The 23,184-nt window shown below is 66.2% G+C and carries 26 protein-coding genes; 6 read left to right on the forward strand and 20 right to left on the reverse strand.

The window, feature by feature from the left end:
* Window positions 1–7: 7 nt before the first annotated feature.
* The 3 genes from BLV92_RS16000 to BLV92_RS16010 form a co-directional block, all read right to left on the reverse strand.
* Entirely contained in the window at window positions 8–1,117 is a 1,110-nt protein-coding gene (locus tag BLV92_RS16000) for a COX15/CtaA family protein (RefSeq protein ID WP_090546504.1), read from the reverse strand.
* A 42-nt stretch (window positions 1,118–1,159) separates the two neighbouring features.
* Window positions 1,160–1,810: a cytochrome C oxidase subunit I gene (locus BLV92_RS16005; protein WP_373681797.1), complete on the reverse strand. Its 651-nt coding sequence runs from the start codon at window positions 1,808–1,810 to the stop codon at window positions 1,160–1,162.
* A gap of 109 nt (window positions 1,811–1,919) precedes the next feature.
* Window positions 1,920–2,657: an SURF1 family protein gene (locus BLV92_RS16010; protein WP_090546507.1), complete on the reverse strand. Its 738-nt coding sequence runs from the start codon at window positions 2,655–2,657 to the stop codon at window positions 1,920–1,922.
* A 102-nt stretch (window positions 2,658–2,759) separates the two neighbouring features.
* Between BLV92_RS16010 and BLV92_RS16015 the strand changes: the two genes are divergently transcribed.
* Window positions 2,760–2,969, forward strand: coding sequence for a twin transmembrane helix small protein (locus tag BLV92_RS16015; RefSeq protein WP_075155677.1), 210 nt, complete (start codon window positions 2,760–2,762; stop codon window positions 2,967–2,969).
* A gap of 120 nt (window positions 2,970–3,089) precedes the next feature.
* On the opposite strand, the gene BLV92_RS16020 is transcribed toward BLV92_RS16015, so the two are convergent.
* From BLV92_RS16020 to BLV92_RS16050, 7 genes are all read right to left on the reverse strand, one after another.
* On the reverse strand, window positions 3,090–3,947 hold the full coding sequence (locus BLV92_RS16020; protein WP_090546509.1) for a cytochrome c oxidase subunit 3: 858 nt from the start codon (window positions 3,945–3,947) through the stop codon (window positions 3,090–3,092).
* 81 nt (window positions 3,948–4,028) lie between these two features.
* A complete protein-coding gene (locus BLV92_RS16025; protein WP_090546511.1) occupies window positions 4,029–4,271 on the reverse strand; it encodes a DUF2970 domain-containing protein in 243 nt (80 codons plus the stop codon).
* A 64-nt stretch (window positions 4,272–4,335) separates the two neighbouring features.
* Window positions 4,336–4,479: a cytochrome oxidase small assembly protein gene (locus BLV92_RS32110; protein ID WP_090547134.1), complete on the reverse strand. Its 144-nt coding sequence runs from the start codon at window positions 4,477–4,479 to the stop codon at window positions 4,336–4,338.
* Window positions 4,480–4,582: 103 nt separating this feature from the next.
* A complete protein-coding gene (gene ctaD, locus BLV92_RS16035; protein ID WP_090546513.1) occupies window positions 4,583–6,199 on the reverse strand; it encodes a cytochrome c oxidase subunit I in 1,617 nt (538 codons plus the stop codon).
* A gap of 53 nt (window positions 6,200–6,252) precedes the next feature.
* Window positions 6,253–7,854, reverse strand: coding sequence for a cytochrome c oxidase subunit II (coxB, locus tag BLV92_RS16040; protein WP_090546515.1), 1,602 nt, complete (start codon window positions 7,852–7,854; stop codon window positions 6,253–6,255).
* Window positions 7,855–7,918: 64 nt separating this feature from the next.
* A complete protein-coding gene (locus BLV92_RS16045) occupies window positions 7,919–8,392 on the reverse strand; it encodes a DUF2244 domain-containing protein (protein ID WP_090546518.1) in 474 nt (157 codons plus the stop codon).
* A gap of 261 nt (window positions 8,393–8,653) precedes the next feature.
* Window positions 8,654–9,619: a methyltransferase domain-containing protein gene (locus BLV92_RS16050; RefSeq protein ID WP_090546520.1), complete on the reverse strand. Its 966-nt coding sequence runs from the start codon at window positions 9,617–9,619 to the stop codon at window positions 8,654–8,656.
* A gap of 83 nt (window positions 9,620–9,702) precedes the next feature.
* Here BLV92_RS16050 and BLV92_RS16055 point away from each other — a divergent pair, with 83 nt between their 5' ends.
* Both BLV92_RS16055 and trmL read left to right on the forward strand, forming a co-directional pair.
* Window positions 9,703–10,506 carry a ComF family protein gene (locus BLV92_RS16055; RefSeq protein ID WP_110332446.1) on the forward strand — a complete coding sequence of 268 codons (804 nt, stop codon included), beginning with the start codon at window positions 9,703–9,705 and terminating at the stop codon, window positions 10,504–10,506.
* A gap of 18 nt (window positions 10,507–10,524) precedes the next feature.
* On the forward strand, window positions 10,525–10,995 hold the full coding sequence (gene trmL, locus BLV92_RS16060) for a tRNA (uridine(34)/cytosine(34)/5-carboxymethylaminomethyluridine(34)-2'-O)-methyltransferase TrmL (protein ID WP_090546522.1): 471 nt from the start codon (window positions 10,525–10,527) through the stop codon (window positions 10,993–10,995).
* A 45-nt stretch (window positions 10,996–11,040) separates the two neighbouring features.
* Here the strand turns inward: trmL and BLV92_RS16065 are convergent, their stop codons facing one another.
* From BLV92_RS16065 to BLV92_RS16085, 5 genes are all read right to left on the reverse strand, one after another.
* Window positions 11,041–11,571, reverse strand: coding sequence for an O-acetyl-ADP-ribose deacetylase (locus BLV92_RS16065; RefSeq protein WP_090547137.1), 531 nt, complete (start codon window positions 11,569–11,571; stop codon window positions 11,041–11,043).
* Between the two features lie 47 nt (window positions 11,572–11,618).
* Entirely contained in the window at window positions 11,619–12,617 is a 999-nt protein-coding gene (locus BLV92_RS16070; RefSeq protein WP_090546524.1) for an NAD(P)H-dependent glycerol-3-phosphate dehydrogenase, read from the reverse strand.
* A 28-nt stretch (window positions 12,618–12,645) separates the two neighbouring features.
* Window positions 12,646–13,116, reverse strand: coding sequence for a protein-export chaperone SecB (gene secB / locus BLV92_RS16075; protein ID WP_090546526.1), 471 nt, complete (start codon window positions 13,114–13,116; stop codon window positions 12,646–12,648).
* Between the two features lie 104 nt (window positions 13,117–13,220).
* Entirely contained in the window at window positions 13,221–13,481 is a 261-nt protein-coding gene (gene grxC / locus BLV92_RS16080) for a glutaredoxin 3 (protein ID WP_090546529.1), read from the reverse strand.
* Window positions 13,478–13,903: a rhodanese-like domain-containing protein gene (locus BLV92_RS16085; protein ID WP_090546531.1), complete on the reverse strand. Its 426-nt coding sequence runs from the start codon at window positions 13,901–13,903 to the stop codon at window positions 13,478–13,480. Before BLV92_RS16085 ends, grxC begins: the two co-directional genes overlap by 4 nt.
* Before the next feature lie 146 nt (window positions 13,904–14,049).
* Between BLV92_RS16085 and gpmA the strand changes: the two genes are divergently transcribed.
* The 3 genes from gpmA (at window position 14,050) to BLV92_RS16100 (ending at window position 17,675) form a co-directional block, all read left to right on the forward strand.
* A complete protein-coding gene (gene gpmA, locus BLV92_RS16090; RefSeq protein WP_090546533.1) occupies window positions 14,050–14,796 on the forward strand; it encodes a 2,3-diphosphoglycerate-dependent phosphoglycerate mutase in 747 nt (248 codons plus the stop codon).
* A 382-nt stretch (window positions 14,797–15,178) separates the two neighbouring features.
* Window positions 15,179–16,747, forward strand: a complete 1,569-nt coding sequence (locus BLV92_RS16095; RefSeq protein ID WP_090546535.1) for a S41 family peptidase — start codon at window positions 15,179–15,181, stop codon at window positions 16,745–16,747.
* A 154-nt stretch (window positions 16,748–16,901) separates the two neighbouring features.
* The gene (locus BLV92_RS16100) at window positions 16,902–17,675 is read left to right on the forward strand and encodes a HesA/MoeB/ThiF family protein (RefSeq protein ID WP_090546536.1); all 774 of its coding nucleotides are present in this window, start codon (window positions 16,902–16,904) and stop codon (window positions 17,673–17,675) included.
* A 74-nt stretch (window positions 17,676–17,749) separates the two neighbouring features.
* Here the strand turns inward: BLV92_RS16100 and ptsP are convergent, their stop codons facing one another.
* From ptsP to gshA, 5 genes are all read right to left on the reverse strand, one after another.
* Window positions 17,750–19,489 (reverse strand): phosphoenolpyruvate--protein phosphotransferase, encoded by a 1,740-nt coding sequence (gene ptsP / locus BLV92_RS16105; protein ID WP_090547139.1) that lies wholly within the window; start codon window positions 19,487–19,489, stop codon window positions 17,750–17,752.
* A 224-nt stretch (window positions 19,490–19,713) separates the two neighbouring features.
* Window positions 19,714–19,983: an HPr family phosphocarrier protein gene (locus BLV92_RS16110; protein WP_090546538.1), complete on the reverse strand. Its 270-nt coding sequence runs from the start codon at window positions 19,981–19,983 to the stop codon at window positions 19,714–19,716.
* A 58-nt stretch (window positions 19,984–20,041) separates the two neighbouring features.
* Complete coding sequence (locus tag BLV92_RS16115; protein WP_090546540.1) at window positions 20,042–20,530, reverse strand: PTS sugar transporter subunit IIA; 489 nt, start codon at window positions 20,528–20,530, stop codon at window positions 20,042–20,044.
* 247 nt (window positions 20,531–20,777) lie between these two features.
* Entirely contained in the window at window positions 20,778–21,731 is a 954-nt protein-coding gene (gene gshB, locus BLV92_RS16120) for a glutathione synthase (RefSeq protein ID WP_090546542.1), read from the reverse strand.
* Between the two features lie 72 nt (window positions 21,732–21,803).
* Complete coding sequence (gshA, locus tag BLV92_RS16125; protein ID WP_090546545.1) at window positions 21,804–23,093, reverse strand: glutamate--cysteine ligase; 1,290 nt, start codon at window positions 23,091–23,093, stop codon at window positions 21,804–21,806.
* Window positions 23,094–23,184 lie beyond the last annotated feature (91 nt).

The raw sequence follows: 23,184 nt of genomic DNA on the forward strand, positions 1-23,184 counted from the left end.
GGAGGGATCAGGCCGGCGCGGCGTCGCGCGCGGGTACAACAGCGCGGCCGGGACGGCTACAAGCGATTCGAAAGTTTAGCATGACGAGCAGAAGCAGCAGGATCGCAGCCCCGCCGTTATGCGCCACCGCAACGGGCAACGGCCACTGCAACACGATGTTCGACAGGCCGGTGACGAACTGGATCACGACGACGAGCAGCACGCCGTTCGCGGGACGCCGCAGCGACTCGTAGCGCCGCAGCATCGCGGCGAGCCACACCAGATAAGCGACGACGACGAACGCGAACGTGCGATGCGTCCAGTGAATCGCGACGAGCGCGTCCTGCGTGATCACGTCGCCGTTGCCGTCCATGCCGAGCGCGCGCCACAGATGGAAGCCGTGCTGGAAATCCATCGGCGGAATCCATGCACCGTTGCAGGTCGGGAAGTCGGTGCACGCCAGCACTGCGTAATTCGTGCTGACCCAGCCGCCGAGCGCGATCTGCGCGATGAGCAGCGCGAGGCCCGCGAGCGCGGCGGCGCGCCAGCGCCCGGCATCCGGTTCGTACGCGGGCAGCGGCGTGAGCCGCGCGGCGAGCCAGCCTAGCGAGCCGAGCAATGCGAGGCCGAGCATCAGATGCGTGGTCACGATGATCGGCTGCAGCTTCATCGTCACGGTCCACGCGCCGAAGATGCCCTGCACGACGATCAGCCCGAACAGCGCGGTCGGCCACCACGGCGACACCGACAGCGAACGGCGCCGGATTCGCGCGGCCCACGCGATCACCATCTGCGCGACGATCAGCACGCCGATCGCCATCGCGAAATAGCGGTGGATCATCTCGATCCACGCCTTCGTCATGCTGACCGGCCCGGTCGGCATCGCCAGATGCGCGGCCGCGATCTGCGCGTGCGCGACGAACGGCGACGACGTGCCGTAGCAGCCCGGCCAGTCCGGACAGCCGAGCCCCGAATCGGTGAGCCGCGTGAAGCCGCCGAACATCACAAGGTCCAGCGTGAGGAACGTGGTGACCCAGACGAGCTTGCGGAACTTGTTGTCGTCGGCCTTCACCCACACCCATGACAACGGCAGCAGCGCGATGCACAGGCCGATCAGGCCGAGTTGCAATACGAACATCTCTCTACTCTTCTCGATATTTTCCAGCGTGCGCTGCGCACCTTACCCGATGCTCGACCACTTGAGCAGTTTCGTTACATCGCCTTTGATCTTTGACGGATCCGGCTGTGAGGGAAATCGCATCATCAGATTCCCGTTCGGATCCACCATGTAGATGTGATCCTCGTTGGACGTCGCGGCCTCCGCCGGCAGCCACGCGGCGAGCGCGGCCGGGTCGGCGCGCACCATCCGCGTGTCCGGGTACGCGCGCCGCACGGCGTCCGGCACCGGCGCATCGTCGGTGCGCAGCCACACGGTGACGATCCGCTCGCGCTCCGCGCCCTGCGTCGCGCGCACCTGGCGCATGAAAAACAGCTTCTTCACGCACGGTTCGCCGCACGCGCCGCCGTCCACCGACAGCATCAGCCAGCGCCCGCGCAACGACGCGAGCGGCTGCGCGCGGCCGTCGTCGCCGGTCACCGTCAGCGCGCCGGGAATCGGCCGCTGCGGCTCGATCAGCGTGCCGTAGCTCGTCGAGCCGCCCGCCGGTTTCACCACGTAGTACATGAAGTACGAGATCGCGATCGGCGCGCCGCAGACTATCACGAGCAGCAGCAATATCCAGCGGCCGCGCCGCCACGAACCATGCTGCCCTTCCGTCGGCGTGCGGCGCGGCGACGCCCCGGCGGGCTGTGGCGAACGGGAAGTCTGCATCGACACGGTTGGGCCTCTTTCTCTCACGGATTCGTGGGTGCGCCGGGTTCGACGCCATGCGTCGAAATACCGCGCCGCGACAGATGGGGAAGCGGTATTTCGCGACGGATCATGCGTCCTTCTTCGCGACCGAAACGCGCTCTTTTGCCGCAGCCCGGCGGGCCGCATAGAGCCCGAATCCGAACGCGGCCGCGGCGATTCCCCACCACTGGAACATGTAACCGTAGTTGCGTTCGACGCCCGTCGTCGGCGCCGGCCAGTCGCGCACCAGCCCGTCCAGGCCCCCGTTTCCGGGGCTTGTCTGCTGGATCACGAACGGTTGCAGCGGCAGCCCGGTTTCGGCCGCATACGCGGCGACGTCGAGATTCTGCCGTATCTTCTGATGCGGTGCAGAACCGCCGGCACCGAGTTCGAACGCGCGCGACGCATCCGCGCGTGCGATGCCGATCACTTCGACCGGCCCGGCCGGCGTGCTGTACGGCGCGATCGCGGTGCGGTCCGCGACGCTGCGCGGCAGCCAGCCGCGATTGACGAGCACATAACCGCCGTCCGCGAGCCGCATCGGCATCACGACATAGAAACCGGGCTGATCGTCATGCATCCGGTTGTCGAGATAGACGGCGAGGTCGGGCATGAACGTGCCGGTCGCGCTCACCCGATGGAATTCGATCGTGTTCAGCGGCAGCGGCGTCGCGCCGACCGGCTGCGGACTCGCGTGCTCGAACTGCGTGATCTGCGCCTGCAACGCTTCCTTCTGATGCGCGCGATCCCGCTGCCAGAAGCCGAGCCGCACTGCGACCACGACGACGGCGAGAATCAGCAGCATCGGCACGACGCGGATCTTCATCGGGTACGTCCGTTGCAGCCAAACGGGAACCGCTGCCGCGCGCCGGAACGCGGTGCGATAATGAGCCGCACACCTTCACGCCCGCCGACTACCGTGAACTTCATGCACATACTCGTCCCCATCGCGTTCGCGCTGATCATCGCCAGCATGATCTCGGCGCTGTACTTCATGATGCACGACCGGGGCCGCACGAAGCGGATGGTATGGTCGCTCGCGACGCGCGTGGGCCTGTCGATCTCGCTCTTCCTGTTCATCCTGTTCGCGCACTGGATGGGCTGGATCCAGTCGACCGGGATTCCGTACGGCCGCTAGCGCCGTCGCGTTGTCCCGCAGCATCCCGAAACAAACACGCCGCCCGACGACATGATCGCGGGCGGCGTGCGTTTGTTCTCCACACGATGGACTGCCCCTGCGCCGGCAGCCCGCATCCGGTCAAAGCCAGTACACGACGACGTACAGCCCGAGCCACACGACGTCGACGAAGTGCCAGTACCATGCGGCGCCTTCGAACGCGAAGTGGTGCTCCGGCGTGAAGTGGCCGCGGATCAACCGGATCATCACGACAGCCAGCATCGTGCCGCCGAGGAACACGTGGAAGCCGTGGAAGCCGGTCAGCAGGAAGAACGTCGAGCCGTAGATGCCCGACGCGAGCGTCAGGTTCAGTTCGTTGTACGCGTGGATGTACTCGAACGCCTGCAGGAACAGGAAGCAGACGCCCAGCACGAGCGTCGCCGCGAGCCACGCGATGGCCTTTTTCCGGTGATTGTCGCGCAGCGCGTGGTGCGACACGGTCAGCGTCGCGCCGGACGACAGCAGCAGCGCGGTGTTGATGGTCGGCACCGGCCACGGCGTCATCGACCGGAAGTGCGACACCAGTTCAGCCGGCCCCTGGTTCGGCCACACCGCCGAGAAGTCCGGCCAGATCAGCTTGTAGTCGAGGCTGCCGAGCTGATGCATCGCGATCGCGCGCGCGTAGAACAGCGCGCCGAAGAACGCGCCGAAGAACATCACCTCGGAGAAGATGAACCAGCTCATGCTCCAGCGGTACGACACGTCGACACGCTTGCCGTACATGCCGCCTTCCGACTCGGAGATCGCGTCGCCGAACCAGTGCCACAGCGTGAACAGCAGCCACAACAGGCCGACCACGACGCCGATCGGCGCCCACGAATGCCCGTTGAGCCACGCGGCGAGCGACGAGAGCATCACGAGCAGGCCGATGGACGCGCTGATCGGATGCCGCGACGGATGCGGAACGAAGTAATACGGGCTCTCGTTTTGACCGCTCATGCCTGATCTCCAGTTTCCAGTTGCGCCGGACCTTGCTCCGGCTACCTGCCGCTTTCGACGGTTCCCGACGTGTTCTCCGCGTCAGCCGACCACTGCATGCACGATCAACAGCAGCACGACGACGAACAGCGCGGCGCCGAGCACGCCGGCGATGACCAGATGCAGCGGGTTCAGTTGCGCCGCATCGGCTTCCAGATCGCGGCGCTTGCGCACGCCGAGAAACGACCACGCGACCGCGCCGATCAGTTGCAGGAAACCACCGCCCTTCGCCTTCGGCTTCGTTCCGCCGGGGCTCTTCGTTTCGTTGTCGCCTTCACCGCTCATATCGCTTCCGTCTCCCCGCCGCAGCGCCTGCGTTGCACACGTTGCACCTGTCGCGCGCGCCGCGTCAGACTCCGCCGAACAGCCACTGCCTGACGACGATGCTCACGAAAAACACCGCCGCGATCGCCAGCATGATGAACCCGAGCCGCCGGCTCGCGGCGCGAATCTGCTCGGGCGTGCGTCGTCTGTCTGGTGAGTTGCGGGTCATGCTCGGCATTCGGTTCCTTTAGCGCCCTTCGTCGCGGCGTCCGTCTGCTGCCTGCTCGCGAGGCGCAACGCGCGGGCCGCGCATCGCGAGCGATTCGCGCGGCTCACTCGACCGTCGGCGGATTCTCGAACGTATGGAACGGCGCCGGGCTCGGCACCGTCCATTCGAGGCCGGTCGCGCCGTCCCACGGCTTGTCGGCCGCCTTCTCGTGCTCGCCGCCGCCGCGATACGCGGGCAGCGCGACCGCGAACAGGAAATACACCTGCGCGAGACCGAAGCCGAACGCGCCGATCGAGATCACCTGGTTCCAGTCGGTGAACTGCGCCGGGTAGTCCGCATAACGGCGCGGCATCCCCGCGAGGCCGACGAAGTGCATCGGCAGGAACGCGAGATTGAAGAAGATCAGCGACGCCCAGAAGTGGATCTTGCCGCGTGTCTCGTTGTACATCCATCCTGTCCATTTGGGTGACCAGTAGTACCACCCGGAGAACAACGCGAACAGCGACCCGGCGACGAGTACGTAGTGGAAGTGCGCGACCACGAAGTAGGTGCCGTGATACTGGATGTCGAGCGGCGCCATCGCGAGCATCAGGCCCGACAGGCCGCCGAACGTGAACACCAGCAGGAAGCCGACCGCCCACAGCATCGGCGTCTCGAACGACAGCGAGCCGCGCCACATCGTGGCGATCCAGTTGAACACCTTCACGCCGGTCGGCACCGCGATCAGCATCGTCGCGTACATGAAGAACAGTTGCGACGTGACGGGCATGCCGGTCACGAACATGTGGTGCGCCCACACCATGAACGACAGGATCGCGATCGATGCGGTCGCGTACACCATTGAGCTATAACCGAACAGCGGCTTGCGCGAGAACGCCGGAATCACCTGCGAGACGATGCCGAACGCCGGCAGGATCATGATGTACACCTCCGGGTGTCCGAAGAACCAGAAGATGTGCTGGTACATCACCGGGTCGCCGCCGCCGGCCGCGTTGAAGAAACTCGTGCCGAAGTGGCGGTCGAACAGCAGCATCGTGATCGCGCCCGCGAGCACCGGCATCACGGCGATCAGCAGGTACGCGGTGATGAGCCACGTCCACGCGAACATCGGCATCTTCATCAGCGTCATGCCGGGCGCGCGCAGGTTCAGGATCGTCACGACGATGTTGATGCCGCCCATGATCGACGACGCGCCCATGATGTGCACCGCGAAGATCGCGAAGTCCATCCCCGGTCCCATCTGCGTGGAGAGCGGCGCGTACAGCGTCCAGCCCGCGGCGGTCGCGCCGCCCGGCGCGAAGAACGAGCCGACGAGCAGACACGCGGCGGCCGGCAGCAGCCAGAAGCTGAAGTTGTTCATCCGCGCGAACGCCATGTCCGACGCGCCGATCTGCAGCGGAATCATCCAGTTCGCGAAGCCGACGAACGCCGGCATGATCGCGCCGAACACCATGATGAGACCGTGCATCGTGGTCAGCTGGTTGAAGAACTCGGGGCGCATGATCTGCAGCCCCGGTTCGAACAGCTCGGCGCGGATGGCGAGCGCCATCACGCCGCCCGACAGGAACATCACGAACGAAAAAATCAGGTACAGCGTGCCGATGTCCTTGTGATTGGTCGCGAACAGCCAGCGTCGCCAGCCGTGCGGCGTCGCGTGAGCGTGGTCGTCCCCGTGCACGTCTCCGTGCCCGCCGGCTACATCGTGTCCGATGCTAGACATGACTCTCTCCTGAAGCGAATGCCTGCTTTGCCATCCACGAGATCCCGGGCCGCTCAGGCCGCCGGACCGATTTCCACACGACGCGCTTCCTTCGCGTCGCTGCCGCCGGTGATCGTCTCCGGCTTCTTCAGAATGATGCGGTCCTCCGCGATGCCCGCCGCCTTCAGCGCATCGCGCACCGCCTGTGCGCGGCGCTTCGCGAGTTCGGCGTTCGCATCGGCCGAGCCCGTCGCATCGGTGTAGCCGGACAGCGCGAACTTCGCGTCCGGATGCGCCTTTGCGTAGTCGGCGGCCGCCTGGATCGCGGCCTGCGCGTCCGCGGGCAGCGTGCTCTTGCCGGTGTCGAAGTAGATCGACGCGGGCAGCGATGCGGTGTTCTGCGCAGCCGAAGCGTCGGGCGCGGCGCTCGCCGCCTGGGTGTCCGACGCCGCGGCGGCGCCCGCGCCTTCCGCGAGATGGTTGCCGCCCTCGGGCAGCTTGCCGTTGCGCGCGTCCGCGACCTGGCGCGGCTGCAGGATGTCGTTCGTGTGGTTGTCCCACGCGTTGCGCTCGAACGTGATCACCGATGCGATCTCGACGTCGGACAGCGTCGGCGCCCACGACGGCATCGCGTTCTTGCCCTTCAGCACGAGGCTCACGTGCTCGGCGATCGGCCCGTTGACGATCTTGCTGCCGTCGAGCGCCGGGAACGCGCCCGCGCCCTTGCCGGTCGGCTGGTGGCACACCGCGCAGTTCGCCATGTACACCTTTTCGCCGCGCTCCTTCAGTTCCGCGAGCGTATACGTGCGGTTCGGATCGTCGGCGCCGGCCGCCATTTTTTTCTTCTGCGTATCGACCCACTTCGCATAGTCGTCGTCCGACAGCACCTCGACGACGACCGGCATGAACGCGTGTTCCTTGCCGCACAGTTCGGTGCAGAAGCCGCGATAGGTGCCGACCTTCGTCGCCTTGAACCAGGTGTCGCGCAGGAAGCCCGGAATCGCGTCCTGCTTCACGCCGAACGCGGGCACGAACCACGAGTGCACGACGTCGTTCGCGGTGGTGATGATCCGCACTTTCCTGTCGACCGGCACGACGAGCGGGTTGTCGACTTCCTGCAGATACGTGTCGGTGATCGGCGCGCGGTTGTTCACCTCGCTGCGCGGCGTGGACAGCGTGGACAGGAAGCTGATGCCCTCGCCCGGCCCCTTCACGTAGTCGTAGCCCCACTTCCACTGGTAGCCGGTGACCTTCACGGTGAGGTCCGCGTTCGACGTGTCCTTCATCGCGACGACGGTGCGCGTCGCGGGCAGCGCCATCAGCACGACGATGATGAACGGCACGATCGTCCAGATGATCTCGACCGTGGTGCTTTCGTGGAAATGGGCGGCCTTGTAGCCCTTCGACCGGCGGTGCGCGAAGATCGAATAGAACATCACGCTGAACACGCCGACGAAGATCAGCAGGCACAGCAGCAGCATCAGCATGTGCAGGCTGAACAGTTCTTCGGCAATCGGCGTGACCGGCGTCTGCAGGTTGATCTGGTTGACGCGGGGTCCGCCCGGGCTGTCTCCGACCGCCAGGGCCGCGCCGGCGAACAGGAGTCCGCTGCACGCCAGCACACCCGCGAGGGCTCGCTTGATTGTTTTCATGGCTTCCTTACCCAAATTTTCCATTCGAACCCTCGCCCCGCAGGAAGGCTTTGTCTCCCAGGTCGAACCCTGGCGGGACACGCACCAGCTAGCTACGCGCGAGCCACATGCGCAATTCCCGTGCGAACTGCGCACGACGATCCTGCGCGAGATGCAGCCCGACGGCGACCGTCTGGCCGCGGGACACGAGCCGCACCGGAGCGCGCCGCGACGCGCCCGGCTCGACCCGGACCCAGCGGGGATTGAATTCGAACTGCGTGAGCCTGTCTGCGCTCACCTGTTCGATCACCAGCCGGTTCGGGTACAGCCTGATACGTTCGTAATCGACAGCATGGCGCGCATGGATGGCGAAGGCGCCGCCCACGACCACCAGCTCGATGCCGGTGAAGGGGAGCACCAGCCATGCGCCGTTGAGCCATAGCAGCACGGCGATTGCAAGGGAGACGAGAGCCAGCGATGCGAAGAAGATGACGTATTGCCGGGGCGAGACCGAGCAGTTGCGCTTCATGGTCCAGTCTTTCAGGACCGGCTCCGGACTCGTCAGCAGATCAGACGCCTGCATCGCTGCCTCCTGCCATTTCCTGCAACTTCCGCAACCACTGTCGCCCTGCACATCTGTTGGCCTTACGGGTTTTCCACGTCAGATCTGGGGACTCTTCTGAGTGGCAAACTGACGCATTATAGGCTCGATCCCCGACAGCCACAAGCAAGCTGCCATCGGGCTGAAACCCGCGCCAGATAAGCCTGAGCGGGGTTTTTCAACATTTTTTCGAGGGCTTTCCGGACGCTGATTCCCGACATAACGAAAGCCCTCTTTACCGCTTCAACGATGGCTCGCGGGGCCTCGTCCGATGTCCTCGATCCGCACGATTCCATGCCCTTCGGCAGTCCTGCGCGGCACCGCCTTCCATGCGTGTCCGTAGATGATCTCGAAGGTGAGCGGGATCGTGCCGTCGTCGCGGCGGCGCGCTTCGAGCGCCGCAACGAGCGCGCGATGAAGCCGCTTCGCCGCGTGCGTCGCTTCGCGATCGCGCTCGAACGGATACGCGCCCCAGCGGCGCACGTCCGCGAGCAGTTTGTCCGCGGACGGATACGTGACGGTCAGCGTCTCCTGGTCCATCACCGGGATCTCGAAACCGTTCTCGACCAGCATGTCGCCGAGGTCGTGCATGTCGACGAAATCGACGACGTGCGCGCGCGTCGGCACGCCGTGCGCCGCCTCGACTTCCGCGTAGACGCCGCGCAATTCCTTCAGCGTGTCGGGGCCGAGCGTGCTGAACATCAGAAGGCCGCTCACCTTCAGCACGCGCTGCCATTCGCCGAACACGAGGTCCGGGCGCGGATGCCAGTGCAATGCGAGGTTCGACCACAGCAGTTCGAACGCGTCGGACGCGAACGGCAGCGCCGCGAAATCGGCTTCGGCAAAACGCGGGCCGCGCGCGCCGAGCGCCTTGCCGATCGAGGCGGGAAGAAAGCGGCGCCAGCTCGTGTCGCCGGCGTCGTTATGCGTCGCGCGTAGCAGCATCGCGTGCGACAGGTCCGCGCCGAACACCGGCGCATCAGGAAAACGCGTGCGAAGATCCGGCAGGTCGTCGCCGGGGCCGCAGCCGATGTCGAGCACGCTGGTCGGGGCGATCTTGATGTAGTCGAGCCGCTCGCGCATGCGTTGCGCGATCTCGCGCGGCAGGAACGCGACCTCGTCGAAGGTCGCCGCGCGGCGATCGAAAATCTGACGCACGCGTCGGGAATCGTAGGCCGGACGGCCGGGTCTTGCTGAAGACGGAGACATGTCGGTCGTATTGGCGAAGTCTGCGAAGTATACTCGCTCATCCCAGCGTTTCAGTCCTCGGCCCGCCGCCGGGCCGCCCGTCGATGCCGCCGTCCCCGCTCCACCCCGATCGTTTCCGCCCCGCCGCGCGGATTCGCGTCGCGGGTGTCCGCGTCTGTCAGGGTGTCCGGCAGCAGTGGCCGCGGTTCGCGCAGTTCGTTCTGCCCAATCGGTGTTCATTATGCGGCAATTTGTCGCAAACGACGCTGTGCGCGGCCTGCGACGCCGCGTACTGGAACGAACCGCGGCTGCGCTGCGCGGTTTGCGCGGTGCCGCTGAACGGCTCGTGGCGCACGGCGGCGCGCGGCTACCGCTGTAGCGACTGCGCGGAAGCGCCGCCGCCGTTCGACGCGACGCTGACACTCGCCGACTACCGCGCGCCGCTCGACCTGCTCGCGCGGCGGCTGAAGTTCCGCGCGCGCGTCGCGCTCGGCCACGAATTCGCGCTGCGGCTCGCGCACGCGGCAACCGACGCGCTCGATCCAGCCGATCCGCCGGACCTGATCGCGCCGGTGCCCCTGTCGCGCCGGCGGCTGATCGAGCGCGGCTACAACCAGGCGTGGCAGATCGCAAAGCCGCTGGCCCGCGCGCTGCACGTACGCGCGGACGCGACGCTCGCGCGACGCATCGCCCATACCGCGCCGCAATCGCGGCTAGACCGGGAAACGCGCCGCCGCAACGTCGCCGGCGCATTCGCGGTGACGAAGCCGGTGCGCGGCCTGCACGTCGCGGTCGTGGACGACGTGATGACGTCCGGCGCGACGCTCGAAGCACTCGCGCGCACGCTGAAAACCGCCGGCGCGCGGCGCGTGACGAACTTCGTCGCGCTGCGCACCCCGAAAACCTGATTGGCCTGTCCGCTCACCATGTTCAATGTCGTTCTCGTCGAACCGGAAATTCCGCCGAACACCGGCAACGTGATCCGCCTGTGCGCGAACACCGGCGCGCGGCTGCATCTGATCGAACCGCTCGGCTTCCCGCTCGACGACGCGAAGATGCGCCGCGCCGGTCTCGACTATCACGAGTACGCGCAAATGCACGTGCATCGCGACTGGCAAGCATTCGTCGCCGCCGAAACGCCGGATCCGACGCGGATGTTCGCGTTCACGACGCGCGGCTCCGGTCGATTTCACGCGCATGCGTTCGAGCCGGGCGACTGGTTCGTGTTCGGCGCGGAGACGCGCGGCCTGCCGGACGCGGTGCTGGATCATTTCGCGCCCGCGCAGCGCGTAAGGCTGCCGATGCGGCCGGGCAACCGCAGCCTGAACCTGTCGAACACGGTCGCGGTGGTCGTGTTCGAGGCGTGGCGGCAGACGGGGTTCGAAGGCGGGGAATGACGGGCCGCGCGCGGCGATGAACGCGCGGCGATGCGGTTACTGTGGTTACGTGTCGAGCTGCGCGAGTTCGCGCCGGTAGCGCGCGTACATCGCGTCGTCGAAACACGCGAAGATCACGTGCGTCAGTTCGGGCGTGGCGGCGACCGTGTCGATCACCGTCTGCGTCGCGATGCGCACCGCATCGTCGGGCGGAAAGCGATAGACGCCGCAACTGATCGCCGGAAACGCGACGCTCGTGCAACCGGCTTCGCGCGCGCACGCGAGCGACCGGCGATAACACGACGCGAGCAGTTCGGCCTCGCGCCGCGAGCCGCCGTGCCACACGGGGCCGACGGCGTGGATCACGAGCTTCGCGGGCAGGCGATAACCGCGCGTGACTTTCGCGTCGCCGGTGGCGCAGCCGCCCAGCGTTTCGCACTCGCGCAGCAGTTCCGGTCCGGCGGCCCGATGAATCGCGCCGTCGACGCCGCCGCCGCCCAGCAGCGACGGGTTCGCCGCGTTGACGATCGCATCGACGGCGAGCGTCGTGATGTCGACGATGCGCCCTTCGATCCCGCAGTTTCCGATGGTGAGCATGGCGACCTCCTCGTGCATGGAATGCAGCGGAGCGCCCAGTATGGCGGCTATTCGGCTTTCGCGTCGCGCCGCAACAGCGCGCTGACCGCGTCGCGCGGCGCCACGCCCTCGAACAGCACCGCGCAGACCGCCTGCGTGATCGGCATGTCGATCGCATGCGCGCGCGCGATCGCGAGCACCGCCTGCGCGCAGCGCACGCCTTCGGCGACGTGGCCGAGCCCGCCGAGCACGTCGTCGAGCGTGCGGCCCTTCGCGAGCTGCATCCCGACCGTGCGGTTGCGCGACAGGTCGCCTGTCGCCGTGAGAATCAGGTCGCCGAGGCCGGTCAGGCCCATGAAGGTTTCCGCGCGGCCGCCGAGCGTCACGCCGAGCCGCGACATTTCCGCGAGGCCGCGCGTAATCAGCGCGGCGCGCGCGTTGAGCCCGAGGCCCAGGCCGTCCGAAATGCCGGTGGCGATCGCAAGCACGTTCTTCACCGCGCCGCCGACCTCGACGCCGACGATGTCGTCGCCGGTATAGATGCGCATCGCGCGATGATGGAACGCGGCAAGCGTGCGTTCGCGGCACGCGGCCGACGCGCTCGCGACGGTCAGCGCGACCGGCAGCCCTTCGCCGACTTCGCGCGCGAAGCTCGGTCCGGACAGCACGCCGTTGCTGCGATGCGCAGGCAGTTCGGCTGCCACGACCTGATGCGGCAGCAGTTGCGTGTCCGCTTCGAAGCCTTTGCAGAGCCACACGAAATGCGCGGGCACCTTGCCGGCGTCGCGCATCGCGCGCAGCAGGCCGCGCAGGCCCGCGACCGGCGTCGCGACGACGACGAGCGCGGCGTCGTCCACTGCATGGCCGAGCGCCGCGTCGAGCGAGGTTTCGTAGCGCAGGGAATCAGGCAGCAAAACGCCCGCCAGATAGCGGGCGTTTTCGTGCGTGGTGCGCAGCGTGTCGATGAGCGCGGTGTCGCGCGCCCACAGCACCGTGTCGTGCGCGGTGGCCAGATGACCGGCCAGCGCGGTGCCCCACGCGCCGGCGCCGAGGACGGCAACCTTCATGCTGCGTTACTCCGCACCGGCGACGCGTTCAATGCGTGGCGTTGCTTTGCGCCGCGCCGTCCTGGCCGCCGAGCTGCGCGAGACGCTGCTCGTACAGCGCCTGGAAGTTGATTTCGGCGAGGTGGATCGGCGGGAAACCCGCGCGCGTGATCGCGTCGGCGATGTTCGAACGCAGGTACGGGAACAGGATCGTCGGGCAGGCGATGCCGATCAGCGGATCGATCTGCTCGGCCGGGATGTTGCGGATGTCGAAAATGCCGGCCTGCTTCGCTTCGATCAGGAACGCCACCTTGTCGCTCACCTTCGCGGTCACGGTGCCGGTGACGAGAATCTCGAACACGGATTCCGCGAGGCGTTCCGCCTTCACATCGACTTCGACTTCGACCGACGGCATTTCCTGTTCGAGGAAAATCCCCGGCGAATTCGGCTGTTCGAGCGACATGTCCTTGAGGTAGATGCGCTGGATGTTGAAGAACGGCTGGTTGTTCTCGTCAGACATGGTGATTTGCTTCCCTGATTGAATGAATTGCGGCAACCGGGCGGTCTCGCCGATGCGGCGCGCTGCGCACGCCGCATGCGGACCGTCACCGGCCGCGTGTGCCGTCAGGCTGCTTCGAGCAGCGGCGTCAGGCCGCCCGCGCGGTCGAGCGCGGACAGGTCATCGTAACCGCCAACATGCGTCTCGCCGATGAATACCTGCGGCACGGTCCGGCGGCCGGTGCGCGTCATCATTTCGTCGCGCCGCGCCGGATCCCTGTCGATCAGCACCTTCTCGATGTGTTCGACGCCGCGCGACTTTAAAAGACGTTCGGCCATCTGGCAATACGGACACACCTGGGTGCTGTACATGATCACCTTGTTCACTTCGAACCTCCTTGTTTGACGACAGGCATGCCGGCCTGCTGCCAGGCATTGACGCCGCCGTCCAGCACGTGGACCTCGGCGTAGCCCGCATCCTTCACGATGCGCAGCGCCTTGTGGGATTGCTGGCCGGTCTGACAGACCAGCAGCACCGGGTTGCTCTTGTTCTTCACGAACTGGCCAATCTTCGCATCAAGCTCGGAAAATTGCAGATGACGCGCGGAAGGCAGGTGTCCGTTCGTGAAGTCGGCGGCGGCGCGCAGGTCGATCACGACCGCGTTGCGGCGGTTGATCAACTGCGTCGCCTCGGCGGCGGAAACCCCGCCGCGTCCGCCGCGGACCAGCGACGGCCACAGGAGCATCCCTCCGGAAATAAGGACGACCGCGATGAGTACAAGGTTGATGTAATTAGTAAAGAACGTCACGGAAGGTCCGTTGGGAAAAGGGAATTCAGGAGATATCGAGCCTGGGCGATCCGGCCATTATAAAATAACCGTTTGACGAGGGTGGCCCCCGGGCCTGGGCGCCCGCCCCCGATTACCGCTTCCTCTACTACCGACCGGTATCTTCCATGTACAAACTCGTACTCATCCGCCACGGCGAATCGACGTGGAACAAGGAAAACCGCTTCACGGGCTGGGTCGACGTCGATCTGACCGAACAGGGCAACCGTGAAGCGCAGCAGGCGGGCCTGCTGCTGAAGGATTCCGGCTACACGTTCGACATCGCGTACACGTCGGTGCTGAAGCGCGCGATCCGCACGCTGTGGCACGTGCAGGACCAGATGGACCTGATGTACCTGCCGGTCGTCCATTCGTGGCGGCTGAACGAGCGCCACTACGGCGCGCTGTCCGGGCTCAACAAGGCGGAGACGGCCGCGAAGTACGGCGACGACCAGGTGCTGGTCTGGCGCCGCAGCTACGACACGCCGCCGCCCGCGCTGGAACCCACCGATCCGCGCACGTCGTACGACGACCCGCGTTACGCGAAGGTGCCGCGCGAACAGTTGCCGCTCGCCGAATGCCTGAAGGACACCGTCGCGCGCGTGCTGCCGGTCTGGAACGAGTCGATCGCGCCGGCAATCAAGTCGGGCAGGCGTGTGCTGATCGCCGCGCACGGCAATTCGATCCGCGCGCTCGTGAAGTACCTCGACGAAGTGTCGGACGGCGAGATCGTCGGCCTGAACATCCCGAACGGCGTGCCGCTCGTCTACGAACTCGACGAGAACCTGAAGCCCCTCAAGCACTACTACCTGGGCGACCCGGATGCGATCGCGAAGGCGCAGGCCGCCGTCGCGAAGCAGGGCAAGGCGGGTTAAGCCTCTCGTCGACGGGCGCCGGCGCAGGTCGCCGGCACTCCTGCTTCTCTTCATGTTTCGTGGGTTGGGCCACACTGGCCTGCGGTCCGCGTCATCGCTGCACGCCGCAGCGCCTGTCGTCCGCGCATCCATCGCGTGACGTTCGACGCTCTAACGTCACCGCTGTTTTTTCACACAAGGCTGGCAGAATTGCCAGCCTTGTGTCAGCGCCGCGACTGCTCCGACATATAAAGCACAATCGCGCGAACCCGCGGCGACTCCGGCTGTCGAACCCCGCAGCGCGTTTCCCCGTGCACAGTCAGGACAAGTGTGCAGTTATACTTGTCCGTCGCTCTTCTCCCCCAATCACGCTGCCACGCGCTCTTCGACCGCAACAGACTTTATGCGAAAGAACCTGAAAAACATCGGCCTGATCGCCGCGGGCCTTGCTACCGGCGCATTTGCAACCTTGCAGCTTTCCGCGTCGGCCCAGCAAACCGCCACCGAGCCGCTGCCACTCGACCAGTTGCGGCTCTTCGCCGAAGTATTCGGGCAAATCAAGCATGAATACGTAACGCCGGTCGACGACAAGAAGCTTCTCACCGCCGCGATCAAGGGGATGGTGTCGAGCCTCGATCCGCACTCGTCATATCTCGACAAGACCGACTACCAGGAACTGCAGGAGCAGACGAAGGGCCGCTTCGCGGGTCTCGGCATCGAGATCTCGTCGGAAGACGGGCTCATCAAGGTCATCTCGCCGATCGAGGACACGCCCGCGTTCCGCGCCGGCATCCGTCCGGGCGACCTCATCACGCGCATCAACGACAAGCCGGTGCGCGGCATGACGCTCGACCAGGCGGTCAAGCAGATGCGCGGCGATCCTGGCACGAAGGTCACGCTGACGATCTTCCGCAAGACCGACGACCGCACGTTCCCGCTCACCGTCACGCGCGCGATCATCCGCGTGCAGAGCGTGAAGGCGAAGGTGGTGCAGCCCGGCATCGGTTATGTGCGCATCACGAGCTTCCAGGAGCGCACGGTGCCCGACCTCGCCGCGAAACTGCAGGACATCGCGCGTCAGGAGCCGAACCTGAAGGGCTTGATCATCGACCTGCGCAACAATGGCGGCGGCCTGCTGCAAAGCGCGGTCGGCGTCGCGGGCGCGTTCCTGCCGCCGGACTCGGTCGTGGTGTCGACGAACGGCCAGATCCCGGACTCGAAGCAGGTCTATCGCGACACCTACGAGAACTATCGTCTGCCGTCGTTCGACGGCGATCCGCTGAAGAGCGTGCCGGCGGTCTTCAAGACGCTGCCGATCATCGTGCTGACGAACGCGTACTCCGCGTCGGCGTCGGAGATCGTCGCGGGCGCGCTGCAGGATCAGCACCGCGCGATCATTCTCGGCAAGACGACGTTCGGCAAGGGCTCGGTGCAGACCGTGCGCCCGATGACCGCCGACACCGCGCTGCGCCTCACGACCGCGTACTACTACACGCCGAGCGGCCGCTCGATCCAGAACAAGGGCATTCGCCCGGACCTGCCGGTCGATCAGTATGCGGACGGCGATCCGGACGACGCGCTCGTCACGCGCGAAGTGGACTACTCGAACCACCTCGCGAACACGCAGGATCCGAACGAGAAGAAGGAGCAGGAGATGCGCGAGCAGGAGCGCATGGACCAGCTGCGTCAGCTCGAAGAGCAGAACGACAAGAAGACGCCGGAACAACGGCAGAAGGATCGCGAGCGCAAGCCGGTCGAATTCGGCACGCCAGACGACTTCATGCTGCAGCAGGCGATCAACAAGCTGCAAGGCAAGCCGGTGGCCGAGTCGAAGTCGCCGATGGAGCGCCGCCTCGCGCAAACGAAGCCGGAACAGTCGGCGTCCGCGCCGATCGCGGTGAAGCCGGCGCTGCCGGTGACGCCGGGCGCATCGGCGCCGCAGCCGGCATCGGATCCCGCTCCGCAGAAGTAACGCCTGTCGCAATACCCGCAGTCCCCGTCCTCGCGGCTTCGGCCGCGGGGACACTTTCCTCCGCGCGGCTACAATAACCGGATCGAAAACGGCAACGCGCGCCGAGGACGCCTCCTGGTCCCGTTCACGCAAGCCTCTCTTTCCGCGCTTCGCGATGAACGACGAACAACTCCTCCGCTATTCACGCCACATCCTCGTCGACGAGATCGGCATCGAGGCGCAGCAGCGTTTTCTCGATGCGCATGCGATCGTGATCGGCGCGGGCGGTCTCGGTTCGCCGGCCGCGATGTACCTGGCGGCGTCGGGTGTGGGCACGCTCACGCTGGTGGACGACGACACCGTCGATCTGACGAACCTCCAGCGGCAGATCATGCACGACACCGGCTCGCTCGGCCGCCGCAAGGTCGAATCGGGCCGCGACGCGATCGCGCGGCTGAATCCCGACGTGAAGGTGAACCCGGTTGCGGAGCGCATCGACGACGCGTGGCTCGACCGCACATTGCCGGGTGCGACGGTCGTGCTCGACTGCACGGACAACTTCGCGACGCGCCACGCGATCAACCGCGCATGCGTCGCGCACGGCGTGCCGCTCGTATCGGGGGCGGCGCTGCGCTTCGACGGGCAGATCATCACCTTCGACTTTCGCGACGATGCGTCGCCGTGCTACGCGTGCGTGTTCCCCGAGGATCAACCGTTCGAGGAAGTCGCGTGCTCGACGATGGGCGTGTTCGCGCCGACGGTCGGGATCATCGGCGCGATGCAGGCAGCCGAGGCGCTGCGCGTGATCGGCGCAATCGGCAAGCCGCTGGTCGGCCGCTTGATGATGCTCGATTCGCTGCGGATGGAATGGAACACGATGCGGGTCGGCCGCCAGCCGGATTGCCCGGTATGCGGCGGCGCGCATCGCGGCCACGACGCGCACCAGTGAAACGGGCGGGGTCCGTGCCCCGCCCGCTTTTGCTTTTGCACTTTTTCCTCTTCCTGCTGCTGTCTACGAATCGTCTACGAATCGCAGAGCGCCTTTAGCGCCGCGTGCAGCTCTTCCGGCTCGTAAGCGGCCAGCACGTCCGCGATCGGCTTTTCGAGCATCTTCAACTGCGTGCGCAGGATCTCCTGCTTCACGACCAGCAACTGGCTCGGATGCATCGAGAACTCGGTGAGCCCCATGCCGAGCAGGAGACGCGTCAACGCCGGATCGCCGGCCATCTCGCCGCACACCGACGCCGGCACGCCCGCCTGCTTCGCCTCGCGCAGCGTATGCGCGATCAGATGCAGCACCGCCGGATGCAGCGGGTCGTACAGGTCCGCGACCGCGTTGTCCGCGCGGTCGATCGCGAGCGTGTACTGGATCAGGTCGTTCGTGCCGATCGACAGGAAGTCGAGCCGCTTCAGGAACAGCGGCAACGCGAGCGCCGCCGCCGGAATCTCGATCATCGCGCCGACCTGCACGTTCGGGTCGTACGACAGGCCCGCATCGTCGAGCTGCCGCTTCGCCTCGCGGATCAGGTCGAGCGTCTGGTCGATCTCCTGCGCGTGCGCAAGCATCGGAATCAGGATCTTCACCGTGCCGAACGCCGACGCGCGCAGGATCGCGCGCAACTGCGTGAGGAACATCTGCGGCTCGGACAGGCTCCAGCGGATCGCGCGCAACCCCAGCGCCGGATTCGCGGCCGTCTCGTAGCCGTCGCCGCCGCCGATCGATTCGAGCGGCTTGTCCGCGCCGACGTCGATCGTGCGGATCGTCACCGGCAGCCCGTTCATCAACTCGACCGCGCGACGATACGCGGCAAACTGCTCCTCTTCTTCCGGCAGCCCATCCTTGTGGTTCATGAACAGGAACTCGGTGCGGAAAAGGCCGATGCCGGTCGCGCCCGCGTCGAGTGCGGCCTTCGCGTCCTCGGGCAGCTCGATGTTCGCGCACAGGTGGATCTTCGTGCCGCACAGCGTCTGCGTCGGCGAGAACTTCAGCCGTTGCAGCTTGCGGCGCTCCAGCGCCATCTCGCTCTGCCGGTACGTGTACTCCTCCAGCACGATCGGCGCGGGATCGACGATCACGATCCCGTGGTCGCCGTCGACGATGATCAGATCGTCCTGGCGGATCAGCGCGCTCGCCTGTTGCACGCCGACCGTGGCCGGAATGCCGAGGCTGCGCGCAACGATCGCGGTATGCGACGTGCGGCCGCCGAGATCGGTGACGAAACCCTGAAACGTTTGCGTCTTGAACTGCAGCATGTCCGCCGGCGCGATGTCGTGCGCGACGACGATCATCTCGTCGCACGCGCCGTGCAGCGCGGCGGGCGATGCGCCCGCGAGCGCCTTCAGCACCCGCTCGACAACCTGCTCGATATCGGCCTTGCGCTCGCGCAGGTACTCGTCCTCGATGTCGTCAAAGTGGCGCGACAGCCGTTCGAGCTGCTCGGTCAGCGCCCATTCGACGTTGAAGCGGCGCGAGCGGATCAGGTCGATCGTTTCCTGCACGAGCATCGCGTCGTTCAGGATCATCAGGTGCACGCTGATGAACGCGTCCATCTCGCTCGGCGCGTCGATCGCGAGATCGGCGCGCAACACGTCCAGTTCCTGCTGGACGATGCGCAGCGCCACGCGGAACCGGTCGACCTCGTCGTCGATCTGCGTGGGCTCGATCAGGTAATGGTCGACGTCGAGTGCAGCCGGGGCGATCAGATAGGCCCGCCCGATGGCGATACCGCGTGACACGGGAATTCCATGCAGCGTGAACGACACGCGCACCTCCTCTAGTTGTGTGATGCCGCGGCTACCCGCTGCAATGCGCTCTCAGACCCCGGCGACGATTATAAATTCCGCGGCACGCATCCGTATGCATGCACTGCACCATGCGTCCCCGTATCGCTGCCCGCCACCCTCGTCCGACGTCGCCGTAAACGCAAAACGCCGCGGCGAACCGCGGCGTTCCAACGTCAGTCAACGTCAACCGATGCCGCGCCCCTTCATTGTCCCTCGCCGAATTTATCGGCGATCAGCTTGAGCAGCGCCGCCATCGCGTCGGTCTCGTCCGGGCCTTCGACTTCGATCAGCACCGTGCTGCCGATGCCGGCCGCGAGCATCATCACGCCCATGATGCTCTTCGCGTTGATGCGCCGGCCGTTGCGGCTCATCCAGATTTCGGACTGATAGTTGCCCGCCAGTTGGGTCAGCTTCGCGGACGCGCGCGCGTGCAGGCCCAGTTTGTTCACGATGGTCGTTTCTTGTTGCAGCATAGGTCGTCGGTCGAAGCGCAGTGGTGTGGTGAGGTTCCGTCGGCGATAGAGTCGGCGCTCACGCGCCGGCCGGTTTGAATTTTCCTGATGCGGCCTCGCAGGCCGCTTCGGCGCAAGGCGTCGGCGCGCAGCCGCAGTCGTTCGTGGCGGGCGGCGGCGTCGCCGGGCCGATCGTCTGCACGCCCTTGCTCGCGCCCGCGAGCGCCTTGTCGACGAGCGTGTCCAGTTCGCAGGCGCGATAACAGACCGCGCGCACCAGCATCGGCAGATTGACGCCGGCGAGCACGCGCACGTTCGGCACGGTCGCGAGACGCGCGGCGATGTTCGACGGCGTCGCGCCGAACATGTCGGTCAGCACGAGCGCGCCGTTCTCCTCGCGCAGCCGTTCGATTTCCGAGTTCGCCTCGGCGACCACCTTTGCCGGGTCGCTGTCGGGCAGCACGTCGAGCGCGCCGATGCGCGCCGGCAAACCGCCGTAAATGTGAGCGACGCAATCGCGAAGCGCGGTGGCGAGCGGTGCGTGCGCGATGATCAGAATCCCTGCCATATCAGCCTGACTGCAAAAAACGGCTCCGGATGCCGGCCGGACGGATCGTCCGGCGATGCCGAACCGGCGGCCAGCCGTGGGCCGCCAGGGTCGGAACACGCGTCGCGCGGAATGCCTCGCGCCGCTCGTGGCGACGCCGGCCTGCCGCCCGATATGCGGGCTCGCGGCATTGTAGCAGGGTCATTTTGGCGCGCGCCGTGTGCTTCTGCTCACACGTCGCACGTCGTGCGCCCGCCCTGCCCGGGCGTCATGCGGCCGCGCGCTCCAGCGCGTCGATAAACATGCCGGCCACGTCGAAGCCGGTCTGATCCATGATCTCGCGAAAACACGTCGGGCTGGTGACGTTCACCTCGGTCAGCCAGTCGCCGATCGCATCGAGCCCGACGAGCAGCAGCCCGCGCGCGGCCAGCACCGGCCCGAGCGTGCGGGCGATTTCCAGATCGCGCGCGGTAAGCGGCTGCGCGCGACCGAGTCCGCCGGCCGCGAGATTGCCGCGCACCTCGTTGCCCTGCGGAATCCGCGCGAGCGAATAAGGCACCGGCTCGCCGCCGATCAGCAGGATCCGCTTGTCGCCGGCCTTGATCTCCGGGATGTACTTCTGCGCCATCACGCTGCGCGCGCCGTCTTCGCTCAACATCTCGATGATCGAGCCGAGGTTCATGCCGTCCGGCTTCACGCGGAACACGCCCATCCCGCCCATGCCGTCGAGCGGCTTCAGGATCACGTCCCCGTGTTCTTCGTGGAACGCGCGCAGCCGCTTCGCGTCGCGCGTGACGAGCGTCGGCGCGACGAACTGCGGAAACTCGCCGATCGCGAGCTTTTCCGAATGGTCGCGGATCGCCTGCGGACGGTTGAAGATCTTCGCGCCCTGGCGCTCGGCGATTTCAAGCAGCCACGTCGCGGTCACGTACTCCATGTCGAACGGCGGGTCCTTGCGCATCAGCACCGCGCCGAAGCTCGTCAGCGGACGCGCCACCGGCTTCTCGACATACCACCGCTCGCGATGCAGGTCCACGTGATCGCCGACGATCTCGACGTGCCGCACGTCGGCCTCGACCGCGCCGCCGCTCCACGCGAGATGCTGCGGCTCGCACGCGTGCAGCACGTGGCCGCGGCGCTGCGCCTCGGCCATCATCGCGTAGGTCGAATCCTTGTAGATGCGGAACCGCGCGAGCGGATCGGCGATAAACAGAATGTCCATGTAGTCCCTGCTGCGCCCTCGCGGGCCGTTGTTCGTTGTGGGTTCGTCCGTCCGTGAGCGGCGCTCGCGCCGTCAGACCTGGATCGCCTCGGGGTCCGTCTTTTCCAGTTCGACCGACGCCGCGAGCAGTCCGAGCCGCGCGACGACGCCGTACATGTAGAAGCGGTTCGGCGGCGCGGCGCCGGGTTTCGCGTGCGCGTCCGGCAGCGCGGTGTGCTCGAAGCCGAGCGGCACGAAGTGCATGCCCGGCGCGTTCAGGTTCTGGTCGCGCTCGCGGCTGCCGTGCGCGCGATAGAAGCCGCCGACCACGTAGCGGTCGATCATGTACACGACCGGCTCCGCGACTTCGTCGCCGATCCGCTCGAACGTGTACACGCCTTCCTGCACGATCACGTCGTGCACTTCGAGGCCGTCCTTCGTCGCCGACATCTTCACGCGCTCGCGCTTGGTCAGCGCGGCGACCTCGGATGCGTCGTGCACCGTCATCACGCCCATCCCGTAGGTGCCGGCGTCGGACTTGATGACGACGTAAGGCCGCTCGGTGATTCCGTATTCGCGATACTTCTTCGCAATCTTCTTCAGCACGCCGTCGATCGCGTCCGCGAGCGGCTCTTCGCCCGTGCGCTGCTGAAAATCGACGCCTTCGACGTGCGCAAAATACGGGTTGATCATCCACGGATCGACGCCGACCATCTTCGCGAACTTCTTCGCGACGTCGTCATAACACGAGAAATGCATCGACTTGCGGCGCACCGCCCAGCCCGCGTGCAGCGGCGGCAGCAGGTACTGCTCGTGCAGGTTTTCGAGCACCGGCGGGATGCCGCCGGACAGATCGTTGTTCAGCAGGATCGAGCACGGATCGAAGTTCTTCAGGCCGAGCCGGCGCGCGGAACGTTCGAGCGGCTCCAGCACGAGTTTCTGGCCGTCGGACAGCGAAATCGTGACGGGACCGGCGATGTTTTCGTCGAGCGTGCCGAAGCGCACGTTCAGGCCGGCCTGGCGCATGATCGTCGCGAGCCGCGCGACGTTCTCCAGATAAAACGCGTTGCGCGTGTGCTGCTCGGGAATCACGAGCAGGTTCTTCGCGTCCGGGCAGATCTTTTCGATCGCGGCCATCGCGGCCTGCACGGACAGCGGCAGCACTTCCTGCGGCAGGCAGTTGAACGCGCCGGGAAACAGATTCGTGTCGACCGGCGCGAGCTTGAAGCCGGCGTTGCGCAGGTCCACCGAACAGTAGAACGGCGGCGTGTGCTCCTGCCATTCGAGCCTGAACCACCGTTCGATGGCCGGCGTCGCGTCGAGGATGCGCTGCTCCAGTTCGAGCAGCGGGCCGTTTAACGCCGTAACCAGGTGCGGGACCATAGAAAAATACTCACGGACTAAAGCAGTGATTGTAGGGAAACCGGCGGTTTATTTGGGGACGAACATCCATCACGCAAGACGCGATCCCCTT

Source organism: Paraburkholderia caballeronis, from assembly GCF_900104845.1.
Classification (GTDB): Bacteria; Pseudomonadota; Gammaproteobacteria; order Burkholderiales; family Burkholderiaceae; genus Paraburkholderia; species Paraburkholderia caballeronis.

Coding starts and splice junctions, on each gene's coding strand:
- BLV92_RS16010 (WP_090546507.1), bottom strand. CDS start 2,657: ATGAAGATCCGCGTCGTGCCGATGCTGCTGATTCTCGCCGTCGTCGTG.
- BLV92_RS32110 (WP_090547134.1), bottom strand. CDS start 4,479: ATGACCCGCAACTCACCAGACAGACGACGCACGCCCGAGCAGATTCGC.
- BLV92_RS16055 (WP_110332446.1), top strand. CDS start 9,703: ATGCCGCCGTCCCCGCTCCACCCCGATCGTTTCCGCCCCGCCGCGCGG.
- BLV92_RS16110 (WP_090546538.1), bottom strand. CDS start 19,983: ATGCTGCAACAAGAAACGACCATCGTGAACAAACTGGGCCTGCACGCG.
- gpmA (WP_090546533.1), top strand. CDS start 14,050: ATGTACAAACTCGTACTCATCCGCCACGGCGAATCGACGTGGAACAAG.
- BLV92_RS16020 (WP_090546509.1), bottom strand. CDS start 3,947: ATGAGCGGTCAAAACGAGAGCCCGTATTACTTCGTTCCGCATCCGTCG.
- BLV92_RS16065 (WP_090547137.1), bottom strand. CDS start 11,571: ATGCTCACCATCGGAAACTGCGGGATCGAAGGGCGCATCGTCGACATC.
- gshB (WP_090546542.1), bottom strand. CDS start 21,731: ATGGACATTCTGTTTATCGCCGATCCGCTCGCGCGGTTCCGCATCTAC.
- coxB (WP_090546515.1), bottom strand. CDS start 7,854: ATGGAAAATTTGGGTAAGGAAGCCATGAAAACAATCAAGCGAGCCCTC.
- BLV92_RS16005 (WP_373681797.1), bottom strand. CDS start 1,810: ATGCAGACTTCCCGTTCGCCACAGCCCGCCGGGGCGTCGCCGCGCCGC.
- BLV92_RS16050 (WP_090546520.1), bottom strand. CDS start 9,619: ATGTCTCCGTCTTCAGCAAGACCCGGCCGTCCGGCCTACGATTCCCGA.
- BLV92_RS16100 (WP_090546536.1), top strand. CDS start 16,902: ATGAACGACGAACAACTCCTCCGCTATTCACGCCACATCCTCGTCGAC.
- secB (WP_090546526.1), bottom strand. CDS start 13,116: ATGTCTGACGAGAACAACCAGCCGTTCTTCAACATCCAGCGCATCTAC.
- BLV92_RS16045 (WP_090546518.1), bottom strand. CDS start 8,392: ATGCAGGCGTCTGATCTGCTGACGAGTCCGGAGCCGGTCCTGAAAGAC.
- BLV92_RS16025 (WP_090546511.1), bottom strand. CDS start 4,271: ATGAGCGGTGAAGGCGACAACGAAACGAAGAGCCCCGGCGGAACGAAG.
- BLV92_RS16015 (WP_075155677.1), top strand. CDS start 2,760: ATGCACATACTCGTCCCCATCGCGTTCGCGCTGATCATCGCCAGCATG.
- gshA (WP_090546545.1), bottom strand. CDS start 23,093: ATGGTCCCGCACCTGGTTACGGCGTTAAACGGCCCGCTGCTCGAACTG.
- BLV92_RS16000 (WP_090546504.1), bottom strand. CDS start 1,117: ATGTTCGTATTGCAACTCGGCCTGATCGGCCTGTGCATCGCGCTGCTG.
- BLV92_RS16115 (WP_090546540.1), bottom strand. CDS start 20,530: ATGGCAGGGATTCTGATCATCGCGCACGCACCGCTCGCCACCGCGCTT.
- BLV92_RS16070 (WP_090546524.1), bottom strand. CDS start 12,617: ATGAAGGTTGCCGTCCTCGGCGCCGGCGCGTGGGGCACCGCGCTGGCC.
- ctaD (WP_090546513.1), bottom strand. CDS start 6,199: ATGTCTAGCATCGGACACGATGTAGCCGGCGGGCACGGAGACGTGCAC.
- BLV92_RS16095 (WP_090546535.1), top strand. CDS start 15,179: ATGCGAAAGAACCTGAAAAACATCGGCCTGATCGCCGCGGGCCTTGCT.
- trmL (WP_090546522.1), top strand. CDS start 10,525: ATGTTCAATGTCGTTCTCGTCGAACCGGAAATTCCGCCGAACACCGGC.